This is a genomic window from Paenibacillus sp. 11B (genome assembly GCF_030487755.1).
In the GTDB taxonomy this organism is placed as follows: domain Bacteria; phylum Bacillota; class Bacilli; order Paenibacillales; family Paenibacillaceae; genus Paenibacillus; species Paenibacillus vandeheii.
This window is the reverse complement of sequence record NZ_JAUKNS010000004.1, coordinates 574,023-587,216: the sequence shown is the minus strand read 5'-3', so window position 1 is coordinate 587,216 and position 13,194 is coordinate 574,023. Positions and strand designations below refer to the sequence as shown.

Annotated in this window: 10 protein-coding genes; 7 read left to right on the top strand and 3 right to left on the bottom strand. The window is 48.9% G+C overall.

What is annotated here, in order from left to right; genetic code table 11:
- Nucleotides 1–208 precede the first annotated feature (208 nt).
- From Q0V21_RS19685 to Q0V21_RS19660, 6 genes are all read left to right on the top strand, one after another.
- The gene (locus Q0V21_RS19685; RefSeq protein ID WP_301880251.1) at nt 209–2,212 is read left to right on the top strand and encodes a beta-galactosidase; all 2,004 of its coding nucleotides are present in this window, start codon (nt 209–211) and stop codon (nt 2,210–2,212) included.
- 130 nt (nt 2,213–2,342) lie between these two features.
- Complete coding sequence (locus Q0V21_RS19680) at nt 2,343–4,133, top strand: sensor histidine kinase (RefSeq protein WP_301880250.1); 1,791 nt, start codon at nt 2,343–2,345, stop codon at nt 4,131–4,133.
- Nucleotides 4,130–5,230 (top strand): response regulator, encoded by a 1,101-nt coding sequence (locus Q0V21_RS19675; protein WP_079350293.1) that lies wholly within the window; start codon nt 4,130–4,132, stop codon nt 5,228–5,230. Before Q0V21_RS19680 ends, Q0V21_RS19675 begins: the two co-directional genes overlap by 4 nt.
- Before the next feature lie 144 nt (nt 5,231–5,374).
- The gene (locus Q0V21_RS19670) at nt 5,375–6,655 is read left to right on the top strand and encodes an ABC transporter substrate-binding protein (protein ID WP_301880249.1); all 1,281 of its coding nucleotides are present in this window, start codon (nt 5,375–5,377) and stop codon (nt 6,653–6,655) included.
- 79 nt (nt 6,656–6,734) lie between these two features.
- Nucleotides 6,735–7,619 (top strand): carbohydrate ABC transporter permease, encoded by an 885-nt coding sequence (locus Q0V21_RS19665; RefSeq protein WP_301880248.1) that lies wholly within the window; start codon nt 6,735–6,737, stop codon nt 7,617–7,619.
- Complete coding sequence (locus Q0V21_RS19660) at nt 7,616–8,443, top strand: carbohydrate ABC transporter permease (RefSeq protein ID WP_024632759.1); 828 nt, start codon at nt 7,616–7,618, stop codon at nt 8,441–8,443. The genes Q0V21_RS19665 and Q0V21_RS19660 overlap by 4 nt, the downstream gene beginning before the upstream one ends.
- 116 nt (nt 8,444–8,559) lie before the next feature.
- On the opposite strand, the gene Q0V21_RS19655 is transcribed toward Q0V21_RS19660, so the two are convergent.
- Entirely contained in the window at nt 8,560–10,044 is a 1,485-nt protein-coding gene (locus Q0V21_RS19655) for an aminotransferase-like domain-containing protein (protein ID WP_301880246.1), read from the bottom strand.
- Nucleotides 10,045–10,201: 157 nt separating this feature from the next.
- Between Q0V21_RS19655 and Q0V21_RS19650 the strand changes: the two genes are divergently transcribed.
- Entirely contained in the window at nt 10,202–10,810 is a 609-nt protein-coding gene (locus Q0V21_RS19650; RefSeq protein ID WP_301880245.1) for a LysE/ArgO family amino acid transporter, read from the top strand.
- A 117-nt stretch (nt 10,811–10,927) separates the two neighbouring features.
- Here Q0V21_RS19650 and Q0V21_RS19645 read toward each other — a convergent pair whose 3' ends face one another.
- Together Q0V21_RS19645 and moaA are read right to left on the bottom strand one after the other, a co-directional pair.
- Nucleotides 10,928–11,764, bottom strand: a complete 837-nt coding sequence (locus Q0V21_RS19645; RefSeq protein ID WP_301880244.1) for a methyl-accepting chemotaxis protein — start codon at nt 11,762–11,764, stop codon at nt 10,928–10,930.
- A gap of 333 nt (nt 11,765–12,097) precedes the next feature.
- Nucleotides 12,098–13,099: a GTP 3',8-cyclase MoaA gene (gene moaA / locus Q0V21_RS19640; RefSeq protein WP_301880243.1), complete on the bottom strand. Its 1,002-nt coding sequence runs from the start codon at nt 13,097–13,099 to the stop codon at nt 12,098–12,100.
- Nucleotides 13,100–13,194 lie beyond the last annotated feature (95 nt).

The following is a 13,194-nucleotide window of genomic DNA, read 5'->3' as shown; positions in this document are numbered from 1 at the left end:
TACAATCGGCACCCATAGTATACTTTATTATAATCAGATTAACGCCAACGATGGAAATCGTAGGACGGGTGAGCGTTTGAACTGATGGCTAAGCATCTAATGTACTTCAATAGATATTAATGTAAACGTTATCATTTATCAATTGAATTATTTCATTTTGTATAAATGCCAAGAGCTCCATACTTCCAGATGAAAAGGGGATTTTAATATGGACAAGTTATTATACGGGGTAGCCTATTATGATGAATATATGCCTTACGAGCGATTGGACAAGGATATTCAGATGATGAAGGATGCGGGCATTAATGTGGTACGGATTGCGGAATCCACCTGGAGTACGCATGAACCACAGAGTGGTGTCTTCGACTTCTCCTCCGTAGGTCGTGTACTGGATGCCATGCACGCAGCGGGCATTCAGGTCATTGTGGGCACGCCTACGTATGCTGTTCCGACGTGGATGGTCAAGGAGCACCCGGAGGTTCTGGCAACGACCGTGCAGGGACCCGGAAAATATGGTGCGCGGCAAATTATGGACATTACACATCCGACATACCTGTTCTATGCAGAACGTATCATTCGCAAGCTGATATCCCGTGTCAGCAAACACCCTGCCGTGATTGGCTATCAGACGGATAACGAAACGAAGCATTACAACACCGCTGGGGATAATGTACAATTGCAATTCGTCAAATATATGCGTAACAAGTTCAGCTCACTGGATGATCTGAACAAGGAATTTGGCCTGGATTATTGGAGTAACCGCATCAATAGCTGGGAGGACTTCCCTTCAGTTGTCGGTACGATCAATGGCAGTCTCGGAGCTGAATTTGCCAAATTCCAGCGCCAGCTGGTAACCAACTTTCTAGCGTGGCAGGTCGGGATTGTAAATGAGTATAAACAGGAAGGACAGTTTGTCACCCAGAACTTTGACTTCGACTGGCGTGGATATTCGTACGGCATTCAAGGGGATGTGGACCATTTTGCCGCATCCAAGCCTTTTGACATCACCAGTGTGGACATCTATCATCCGTCGCAGGATGAGCTGACCGGCATTGAGATTTCATTCGGCGGTGACGTCGCGCGCTCCACCAAACAATCGAACTATCTCGTACTGGAGACGGAAGCGCAGGCATTCTGGCACTGGGTTCCTTATCCGGGACAGCTTCGCCTTCAGGCGTTTAGCCACCTGGCCTCCGGAGCCAACATGGTCGCTTATTGGCACTGGCATTCCTTGCATAATTCGTTTGAGACGTATTGGAAAGGATTGCTGAGCCACGATTTCGAACCGAATCCGGTATACAACGAGGCCAAGACGATCGGCCGGGATTTTGCCAGACTCAGCCCGCAGCTGGTGAATTTGAAGAAAACAAATCGAGTAGCGGTGCTGTTCAGCAATGAGGCATTGACGGCGATCAAGTGGTTCGGGTTTAATTTTACCAGTGACAAAAAATACAACGACGTTATCCGCTGGATGTATGACGAATTATACAAAATGAACATAGGCTGTGATCTGATTGATCCGTCTGTTGAGAGTTATGAAGGCTATGATGTGATTGTTGTGCCTGCTTTGTACGCAGCTTCCGATGCCTTGCTTGAGAGGCTGAACCAATTTGTACTGGATGGTGGGCATGTCGTTTACTCCTTTAAGAGCGGGTTCGCCAATGAACACATTAAGGTTCGCTCTACCCGCCAGCCTGGACTGATCAGTGAGGCTTGTGGCATCCGTTACAACCTGTTCGTTGAGCCGAAAAATGTGTCGCTGCGAGATGATCCGTTCGAGGTTGGAGAGGAACAGAATCAGATTCACACCTGGATGGAGCTCATTACACCAACAACCGCTGAAGTACTGGCCTGGTACGATCATCCACACTGGGGTGAATATGCGGCAATTACCCAGAATGCCTATGGCAAGGGCAAAGCAACGTACGTTGGATGTTATACCAGCTCCGCGGTGATCCGCAAAGTGCTGGAGCGTGTTATGAAGGAAGCCGGACTATGGGGAACTGATCAGGAATTGGCTTTTCCAATCATCGTGAAGAGCGGAGTGAATGAGCAAGGCAATACGATTCGGTATTTCTTTAACTACTCCGATCAGGCGACTTCGTTCGTGAATGCCTACGGAGACGGAACGGAACTTCTGGCAGGAACAGCGGTGTCCGGAGGGCACAACATTGAACTGGAACCGTGGGGATTCTGCATTATTGAGCAATAATGGGAAATCATAAATGAATTGACAAGTCTGTTTTCAATGATTATAAAAAGAATACCAAGACCAAAGCGCCCTCGGCTTCACGCTGGGGCGTTTATCTTATTTTAGCTCATAGCTCAGGAGTGGATGCCTCGTGTTTACCGAATTATATCGGAAGCTTATTGATCCGTTCAAACGCAGCATTCGCAACAAATTAATCCTCACCATGACGTTTCTGGCCATTTTGCCCGTCATCGCTATGACGGTTGTAGCGGCCGAGAATACCCGCTCTTCCATGGAAGAAGAGATTATGGAAACCAACCGTGCGAATATGAATTGGGCCTCCATCTATTTGGGTGAACAATTCGCGCGGATGAACAATCTCATCTATTCCATTCAGATCAGTGATGAGCTGCATCAATACTTGGCATTGAATCAGGATGCTCCGGCTGCCAGCCGATTCGATGAACAGAAGGCGGTGTTCAACATGCTGAACAGTGTCTATTATTCGGCTGGCAACTATGTATTTGGTGTGGAATTATACCTGAAGGAACTGGATACGCTGTTCACCTTCAATTCAATGGAGAGCCGAATCAGATCAGTCCCGGACATTCCTTCGGCATATCATGAGCTTTTTGAGCAGCATAAGGACTTTACGATTATTAATGATCCGAATGATGCGGAGAAGTTTCATATGACCCGCAGCATGAACCGTTTCGAGGATCAGGCGCAGATCGGTGCAATCAGTCTGGAAGTCAAATGGGCCGAATTCAATCAGACGCTGGAATTGCTGGACAGCCGGGGAGATTATTCGGTGTACATCGCGGATAGTACGGGAAGTCCGGTCTATCAGCCCAACAAAGAGATACAGCCTTCAGCAGAAGCGCTGGAAAGACTCGCAGCTACGAAGGATAGTTCCGGTTTCATTCGAACAGCCAAGGAATATGTATTTTATCATGCCATTGACCCGTCAGGAATGCGGCTGATCAAAATTGTTCCTTCCCATGTCATCAATGAGAGTGCATTGGAAACGATGAAGTATGGTCTTGTTGTGGGCGGGTTGGCTACCGTAGTTTCGGTGTTGTTGGCAGCATTCGTGGCATGGCGAACATCCAAACCGATTGTTACTCTGGCGAATTCCATGAAGGGCATCCAACTGATCAAGGACAAGGAAGTGGTGCGCAGTGGTCGGGTGGATGAGATTGGCCTGCTGGAGAAAAATCTGCATGGTATGGCAAGTCGCATCCGGGAACATATCCGGGACAACTATCTGATGAATCTGGAGAAACAGACTGCTGAGCTCAAAGCGCTTCAGTCCCAGATTCACCCGCATTTTCTGCAAAACACATTGCAGATGATCGGAGGTATGGTGTACTCACAGAAGCCGGCAGATAGCTACAAAGTGATTCGTGCATTAAGTGAGATGTTCCGTTATATTGTCAGAGCGCCGGATGGTCTCGTGCCATTGCAGTCCGAATTGGATCAACTGGAACATTATATGCTCATCCAGAAGCAGCGTTTTGCCAGCAGGCTTGAATATAAACTGGAGATTGAAGGCGGGCTGGGTGACTGCTACATTCCCAAGTTGTCCCTGCAGCCGATTGTGGAGAATGCATTTGTCCATGGTCTGGAGAGAAAGCAGGGAGAGTGGAAATTGAACATTAAAGTTGTTCGACGGGATTATGAAGTAACCATCCGCATTTCCGATAATGGGTTGGGTATGGATCAAGAGAGGTTGGCCGAGATGCAATCCAGATTGTCCAAGCTGTCCCAGCAAGGGGACAGAGTATGGAGCTCGGGGACAAGCATTGGACTGGTCAATGCCGCATCACGCATCGTGATGCACTTTGGGCCTGAATACGGCATGAACATGGAGAGTGGGGAAGGACAGGGAACCAGTGTCACTGTTCGAATTCCTTGCCATACAGGAGGCGAGATCTCGTGAACAAGGATTATTATCGAGTGGTTTTAGTGGACGACGAGCCATGGAACAGAGATATTTTACGCAATTTGGGCACGTGGGATGAGCTGGGCATGGTGGTTGCAGGTGAAGCTGAGGATGGCGGAGAGGCGATACAGCTAGTAGAGCAGTACCAACCCCATATTATTATTACAGATATGCGTATGCCGGGTAGAGACGGTGTGGAGCTGCTCCAGACGCTGAGCGCACAATATCCGCATATCAAAGTGATTGTGGTCAGTGGATATGATGATTTCAATTATGCGAAACATGCGATTCATCACCGTGCCGCTGATTATCTGCTCAAGCCGGTGAATCCCGATGAATTGAATAACGTTCTGGCTAAATGTAAACGAGAATTGGAAAAGACCGAATCCGGACCGGAATCCTGGGAACCGTATCCTTCGGCTTTTTCCGGGGAATTCTCGCTGTTCCAGCATCAGGCACGCCTGCGTTTTAACGACTTGAACGTTCAGGGATTACGGGAGCTGTTCCAACAGCTGGAGCAACGGCTCGATACCAGTGGCATTCAAAGGCCTCAACAGCTTGGGCGGATCGCATATGAATTGCAGACGCTGCTGGGTGAGCTGTGTGTTTCCAATGGTTTATGCGAGCAACCTGTAGCGGCTGTGCTCCCGCCACCGGCTGCTCTGGCGTCCATCGGATCAGCTGTGGAGTGGGTATCCGCGCCTTACTATACTTCGTTGGAGCAGCTGATTGCGCAGCGCAAATTCAAGAACAAGCTCAACCTGGATGAGGTGAAGCAATATATTGAGCAGCACTGCATGGAGATGATTACGCTGGAGCAGCTGGCTCAGATCTTTTTTGTCAGCAAAGAATATCTCAGCAAGGTGTTCAAAAAAGAATACGGCGTGAATGTGACCGATTATATCGTACAGTTACGCATGGCAAGAGCGAAGGAATGGGTGCTGGATGATCAGATTCCATTCAAACATATTGCCGAGATGACTGGTTATGAGGATGTATCGTACTTTTACCGGGTATTCAAGAAACACTTCGGCGTTTCCCCTGGCGAGATGCGGAAGGGACAGCCTCGTATGTCAGGTAACAGCCCCGAATAATTCATTCCCAGAGAGTTGATTACTGGATTAAGGTTTAAAATAATCCAATAAACGAGTCTAATTTTGTCCAATGAAGCGCTTTCATTTCGTGATATATAATGATCCTATGAAAGACAAACCAGTTACACCGGGAGGTCATAAGAGATGAAAGTATGGAAAAGCGTAGCAAGTGCGGTACTTGTGAGTGTTCTGCTCGCAGGCTGCGGCTCCAATGCGGGTACGGATGGTTCGACGGAGGGAGCTGCATCAGGCAGTACGGTATCCCTCAAAGTATTCATTGCACAGCCGCGGCTGAAAGAACATTACGATAAATATATAGAACAGTTCAAAGCCAAGGAGAAAGCCGAAAAAAATATTGAAGTCAACGTGCAGCTGGAGATGCCGCCAGCAGATAATGCGCCGCAGATTCTGAAAACACGACTGGCCTCCAATGATGCACCGGACGTGTTCGCCCTTCATGCGGTGAATGAGATTCCACCGTTTAGCAAAGCGGGTTATCTGGAAGACCTTTCGGGTCAGCCTTTTGTCGATAAATTACTTGATTCTGTTAAACCTTCCGTAACGGATGCTTCGGGTAAAGTCGTGGCTGTTCCTTTGGAAACGCTATCTTGGGGATACCTGTACAATAAGGACATTTTCAAAGAGCAGGGGATAGAGGTACCTACAACTTTGACGGAAATGAAAGCGGTCGTGGAGAAGCTGAAAGCAGTCAACATCACACCGTTTGAACTGTCGTACAAAGAAGCCTGGATTCCACAACTCTTCCTGCCACTTACCGTAGGTGCACTGACTCAGTCAGAACACAAGGACTTCTTGGATAAGATGAATCAGGATCAAGGTTCCTTCTCGGATATGAAAGCATTGTTCGACATCTTCGATCTCGTCAATGCCAATGGAACAGAGAAAGCGCTTGAAGTGGGCGGCGATGATGGTTCGGCAGCCTTTGCAACAGGCAAAGCAGCAATGTGGATTCAGGGACCTTGGTTCGCAGAGACCATCCTGAAGTCCAACCCGGACATCAACTTCGGCGTAGCTCCACTGCCGATCAATGACAATCCGGATGATACCAAAATCAATCTGAGCACATCGACGTCACTGGCCGTATCTTCCTCCAGCAAAAACAAGGAAGTGGCACTCGACTTCGTAAACTATGTTCTCGATGACAAGGATTCAAGTGCATTCTATGAAGCACTGAAATTCAATCCGGTTGCCAAAATTCATGACTTCAAAAGCTTCCCATGGGTAGACGATGCCCTGAAATATGTTAACGAAGGCAAAGCGTATCAGGATCCATCCATTCCTCAAGCGGTTAAGGATGAATCAGGCAAAGCACTGCAAGGTTACTACTCCGGACAACTGGATCAGCAGCAGGTGATTGATGCGCTAGACAAGGCGTGGAAATCCTACAACAAAGTCAACAAGTAAGCAGATGAAACGGCTGGGCAGAACGGTCATCGTTCCCCCGTTTACACGAGTCTGCTTAGAGTGAAAAGGGGGAGAACCAATGGCTACGAATGTGTTCAAGAAGTATCTGTCACTGCTCGTGTTCACTGCGCCTGCCTTTGTCATCTATGCCATTTTCCTGCTGTATCCCACATTTAGCGGTTTGTTCTACAGCTTGACGGACTGGAATGGTCTAAACCGGGATTACAGCTTTATCGGTCTGGGGAACTTCGTGGAACTGTTCAAGGAAGATCCCGACTTTCTCAATTCCCTGTGGTTCACGCTGAAATATGTGGTGTTTATGCTGATTTTGCAAAACGGGATTGCCTTGCTGCTCGCCGTGTTCATTGAGACACGGACGCGCAGCAAGGGGTTATTCCGGACCCTGTTTTTCATGCCGAATATGATCAGTACGATCATCAGCGCTTTTATGTGGACATTCATCTTCTCCCAGGTGCTGCCGCAGCTGGCCGAGAAGCTGGCCGTGTCCTTTCTGGATCAGCAGTGGCTGGGTGATCCTAAATTTTCATTCTACTCCATCCTGATCGTATCGCTCTGGAATGGTGTGGGGTATATGATGATCATCTATCTGGCAGCACTCCAGGGTGTACCGAAAAGTCTGAAGGAAGCGGCAGTTATCGATGGAGCCAACGCGTTCCAGGTACTACGTAATGTCGTATTGCCGATGATTACGCATGCCGTGACGATCTGTTTCTTCCTGACACTGAACGGAGCCTTCAAAGTATTTGAAGTCGTCTACGGTCTGACAGGTGGCGGTCCGGGCAGAGCCACTCAGGTCATTACGATGAATATCTATGAAGAGGCATTCTCCAACAATTTTAGATACGGATATGCCAGTGCCAAGTCGGTTGTGTTATTCGTCATCGTGCTCATCTTCACGCTCATTCAGATTACGGTGATGAAGAAGAAAGAGGTGGAAGCATGAGGATGCAACGAATTAACAGCTATCTGATTCGACTGCTGCTGGTGCTGGGCTCCCTCGTCGCTATGCTGCCAATCTACATGGCGATTGTGAACTCATTCAAAACACAAGGCGAAATGTTTCAGTCCTTTATTGCGCTCCCTACGACATTTCACTGGGAAAACTATTCGGATGCGTTTAACAAAATCAACCTGCTGGGCAGCTCCTTGAATTCGGCAATCGTATCCTTCCTGGGCATCGGCGGTATCGTATTCTGTGCTTCATTGGCCGGATACAAGCTGTCGCGTACCTCGGGCAGATTGAGCAACCTGATTTTCTTCCTGTTCGTGGCATCCATGCTCGTACCTTTTCACTCGATCATGATTCCGCTGACACGGGTTGCCAAAGGACTTCACGTTCAAGGAAGCACATACGGCCTGGCCCTGATCTATATCGGACTTGGTGTGAACATGGCGATCTTCCTGTATCACGGGTTTGTTAAGTCCATCCCGCGTGAATTGGAAGAGTCGGCACAGATGGATGGATGTAATGAGTTCCAGACGTTCTTCCAGATTATCTTCCCACTGTTGCTGCCAATTACAGTCACCATCGCCATCTTGGACTTCCTGTGGATCTGGAATGACTTCCTGCTGCCACTGCTCATGCTGACGGATGTGAATCGTTATACGCTGATTCTGTCCACCAACATGCTGTTTGGCGAATACAACAAGGAATGGCCGCTGATTCTGTCTTCCCTGGTACTTACCGCGATCCCGGTGGTTCTCATCTATGCGTTCTTCCAAAAGTTCATCATGGAGGGTATTGCAGAGGGTGCGGTAAAAGGATAAGAAAACCTGCGATCTGAATGTATCAGTCTCATTTATACTAAAACTCAAACAAACCGCCTTGATCAGAGGGATTCATTCCTTCCGGTCAAGGCGGTTTTTTCATTGCATTCATTTCATCATGCCATTAGCTTCTTGACTGCCTGTGCCAGCAAGTAGAGACCTCGCTCCATCTCATCCGGTGAAGCATAGGCGTAGGACAGACGAATATGGTCAGCATCCAGGCGGTCATAGAGATAACCCGGATGAATCAGCACATGATTGTCCAGACAGGCATGGAACAGTTCGCGAATGGAGAGTGGGTCAACCGTAAATCGGAGCCAGATATAAAAGCCCCCGGCGGGTATGCTCCACTCAGCAAGTTCACTGAAATCGCATTGCAGAAGATCAAGCATGAACTCTCTGCGTCTACGAAGTTCTGGTCGTAGACGATCCATATGCTGCGCATGGTATCCATCGGCAAACCAGAGCGCAGCAGCCTCTTGAGCGAGGGAGCTGGTGCCATAATCCGTCTGCATCTTGATGTCTGCGAGGCGACGGATGACCGGCTCTGGGCCAACCAGCCAGCCGAGGCGCAGACCGGGGCTCACCGCTTTGGACAGGGTGCCCATATGAAGCACCCGTCCTTCCTTGTCGCGCGCCTTCAGCGATGGCGGCGGGGGCTCGTCCAGCCACAGGTCGCTGTAGGCGGCATCCTCCAATATGGAGATGCCGGTGTTCCGCGCTGTGGCGAGCAGCTCTTCCCGGCGGCTGTCACTCATGACAGAGCCGGTAGGATTGTGGAAGCTCGGAATCGTATATAGCAGCGAGATGCGGTCTCTGTTGGTTGCATTCTGGACGGCATCTTCCAGACGTGGAATGTGCAATCCCGCGGCATCCATCGGAATGCCGCTCATTTTCAACCCGGCGGATTGAAAGGCATGAATGGAGTACAGATAAGATGGCTTCTCCAGCAGGATTGCCGATCCGCGGGGCAGGAGTCCAACTGAAATAAGGTGCAGCGCCTGGAGAGAGCCGGATACGATCAAAATGGAGTCAGGGGAGGCTTGTATGCCACTTGCTTGTAAGTAAACGGACAAAGCCTGTCGGAGCTCCAGACTACCCTGAGGTTCGAGGTAGTTTAATGTACGAGAACGACGGGATAGAGCATGGAGGATGTCGTTAAAAGCCTGCTGGGGCATCAGCTCAGGGGCAAGCTCACCTGTTCCAAGCCTGATAATGCCTGGCTGGAACTCAGCCCGGTTAATCTGCTGTACCTCGGGCAGATTGGGGTAATACCAGCCCTCTTCGATGGCTTCCTCCCAGTTGGGCAGGGCTCCGTGAGCAAGCACATGCCAGCCAGAGCCACAGACATATGTTCCGCCGCCATGCCTACCTTCAATCATGCCTGCGGCGGCCAGATTTTCCAAAGCAGTGACCAGCGTGCTGCGGTTCACACCCATGGATTGAGCCAATGTCCGTTGTGAAGGAAGTCGGTAGCCTGCTGTCCATTCCCCGGCCGTGATTTTCTCGCTGATATAGAATTCAATCTGTCGGTACAGAGGTAAGGAATGGGAGGGGTCCGGCTTCCAGTTACCCCCCTGTCGAGAATCGGAACGATTCATGGGCAGGTTCGCCTCCTTTATAGAATGAGTGATGGGATTTACGTTTTCTCTTATTTCGAACACTATATCATTTGGTTGGGTTCAATGCCATCCAAGTGGTTGGTTACGTCTGGCGTTATCCCATTTAATATGGAGACAAATATGAGGGGGATGAACGATGGGTGTAATTATTCACGCGGTGGTGCTGGCTTTTGGCCTGATCTTGCCACTCGGTGTACAAAATGTATTTATTTTTAATCAGGGTATGAGTCAGCGAAGTTATACGCGGGCGCTGCCAGCGATATTAACCGCAGGAATCAGTGATACGTTGTTGATTGGTGCAGCGGTCGGAGGGGTGTCGCTCATCTTGCTGCAATGGCCGCTGCTGGCGACTGTATTGTATGCAGGAGGGAGTCTATTTTTGCTCTATATGGCATGGAGCATTTGGAGGTCATCCGGGCCTGCGAATGGTTCAGCAGCAGTGCTGTCTGCGGGAAGGCAGATTGCCTTTGCTGCTTCCGTTTCCTTGCTTAATCCGCATGCCTTGCTGGACACGGTGGCCGTGATCGGCACCAGTTCACTTCAGTATGATGGACAGGCACGCATTTATTTTGCCATAACGGCGGCAGCGGTATCATGGATTTGGTTTCTGGGGCTTGCAGGTGCAGGCAGACTTATTGGGAGAACAGATCATACGGGGCAGGTCAGTGTTTTCTTCAATCGGTTGTCCGCTGTAGTCATGGTCGGAATGGCGGGCATGATGCTGTGGAAGCTGGCCTTCTCGTAATGGAGTGGAATGTTATGGGAAGGTATTGATTTTGAAAATAGAAAAGAATCCCCTCATGTTAAACGTGCGGGGGGATTCTTTATATGCTTGCGTTATGCGCCAAATAAGTCTTCTATATTATTCCGCCTTTAACAGCATGGATTCAATGAATGCTTTGAGATCCCTGGATGCATTGTTCAGCTGATCAATCACCTCGCTGAACTCGGTGACGAGCTCGGCTTGCTGGTTGCTGGATTGGGCGATGGATGTAATCTCCTGTTCCATCTGACGAATGGAATGCTGTACTTCCTTCAAGGAACGTTCGATGTTCACTGTGGCTTCTTTGGTACCGGTCGATAATTTGCGTACCTCGGTAGCAACGACGCCAAATCCGGCTCCTGCTTCTCCTGCTCGTGCCGCCTCAATGGCAGCATTCAGGCCCAGCAGGTTCGTCTGCTCCGAAATTTCACGAATGAAGGAAGCGACCTTGGTGACTTCACTGGAGTTTTGCACAGCCATCCGTGTGTTGTCCAAAATTTGCGAAGATGATGCGGTCAGCTGCTGGGATTGGGCAGCTACGGTCTGTACCATTTCCGTCAATCTGCCACTGATGCCGCCGATCAGTTCTGTGAGATGCTCCAGTTGTTCCTCGTTTTTGAGTGAAAATCCAATTGCGAGGGCACCGACGATATGGCCTGCTTCATCGCGAAGCGGGGTGGCTGCCGAGTTGATAGGAGTACCATAAAACTTGGCATCGATACGATTGGCTGAAGTCTCACCATCTATAAGTGCCCGGCGCAGAGTAGGATCGTCCAGCGAGATGGGATCTCCGGCCTGAATGCCCAGATCGAGATCTTCGCTTCGTACGTAATACCGGAACTGCTCCATATCGGTAACAGCAATCATCAAATCATTTTCCTTAAGCATGATTTTAAAATACGGGCTTGCTGCCACAAGTGCTTCAACAATATTCAATCGAATCAACTCCTATTTATGGGTACGTATAATCTTGATGTATGGTATATACATCGTCACAATTACAGCATTCCTGAAGGCCCGGCGAGGGCATGGAGAGATTAATTTTATTTTAATCATGAAATCAGGAAAATCAATGAATCTTATTAGGCCATGGAATGATGAAGTGACAAAAAAAGCTACTGAGGGCCTTGGGTCCTTCAGCAGCTTGGGATATAACGATGATCCACACAAAAGTTACGTAAAGCAGGTCATGTTGTTTATGGATATTGGATTGTTCAGATACATGCAGATTAGTATCAATATGCATGTATCTAGAAGTAAAATGCTTGTTTATCCACCGATTTGGGACATGCGTCGTACCGTCGGCGTATGACTTTGCATTTTTTGCTCCAATGCCAGCGCCATTTCATGGTTCTTCGGTTTAGTGCCAAGAGCCTTGAGAAAGAGTGCTGCCATGGCATCGGGATCATCCACGAAGCGGCGAATATTGTATTCATCCGACCAGTACAAACAAGCTTTGATATGCCCGTCTGCTGTAAGGCGGAGACGGTTGCAGTTGTCACAGAAGTGGTCACTCACCGGATGAATCAATCCGAATGTACCTTGTGAACCGGCAATTTTCATATTCCGAGATGGACCATTCCCTGCCGGCCCCGCTGTACTTTCCACCGTCCAACCCGCTTCTGCACATACATCCGTAACAGCCTCCAGCGGCAAGTACGATTTGCGCCATGAATCGGAAGCCTGCCCAATCGGCATGTATTCAATGAAGCGCACATGCAGTGGCTGATCTATGGTCATGGCAATGAAATCCTTAATCTCATCATCATTGATGCCTTTCATTAAGACGACATTCAGCTTGATCGGAGCAAGTCCAACGGCCGTGGCAGCTTCTATGCCTTTCAGTACCTTGTTTACATCCCCGCCGCGAGTAATCATGGAGAAACGGCTCGCCTGCAGGGAATCCAGACTGATGTTAATCCGGTTCAGTCCGGCGTCTTTCAGAGCTCGCGCCTGTTTGTCCAGCAACAATGCATTGGTCGTCAAAGCAATATCTTCAATCCCGTCAATGGCCGAGATCATATTTACGAGTCTATGCAAATCTTTCCGTACCAGCGGCTCGCCTCCGGTCAGGCGGACTTTGCGCATTCCCATAGGAGCCAACACTTTGAGCACCTGGGCAATTTCCTCATAGCTCATAATTTGGTCATGCGGGGCAAATTCCATGCCTTCCTCGGGCATACAGTACACACAACGCAAATTACAGCGGTCCGTAACCGAAATACGGATGTAGTCATGTATTCTGCCAAAAGAATCCTGGAGCATTTCCATGCAGACCACCCTTTCATTGATTCAGATTGGAAAGCTTCTATATAAAATGAACCGACAAGGTCTAAACGAACAGTTGCATCAAATTTTAGCTATTT

Bases quoted from the DNA above. Each gene is read 5' to 3' on its own strand.
- moaA (WP_301880243.1), bottom strand. From the start codon at position 13,099: ATGGAAATGCTCCAGGATTCTTTTGGCAGAATACATGACTACATCCGT.
- Q0V21_RS19660 (WP_024632759.1), top strand. From the start codon at position 7,616: ATGAGGATGCAACGAATTAACAGCTATCTGATTCGACTGCTGCTGGTG.
- Q0V21_RS19685 (WP_301880251.1), top strand. From the start codon at position 209: ATGGACAAGTTATTATACGGGGTAGCCTATTATGATGAATATATGCCT.
- Q0V21_RS19665 (WP_301880248.1), top strand. From the start codon at position 6,735: ATGGCTACGAATGTGTTCAAGAAGTATCTGTCACTGCTCGTGTTCACT.
- Q0V21_RS19670 (WP_301880249.1), top strand. From the start codon at position 5,375: ATGAAAGTATGGAAAAGCGTAGCAAGTGCGGTACTTGTGAGTGTTCTG.
- Q0V21_RS19655 (WP_301880246.1), bottom strand. From the start codon at position 10,044: ATGAATCGTTCCGATTCTCGACAGGGGGGTAACTGGAAGCCGGACCCC.
- Q0V21_RS19650 (WP_301880245.1), top strand. From the start codon at position 10,202: ATGGGTGTAATTATTCACGCGGTGGTGCTGGCTTTTGGCCTGATCTTG.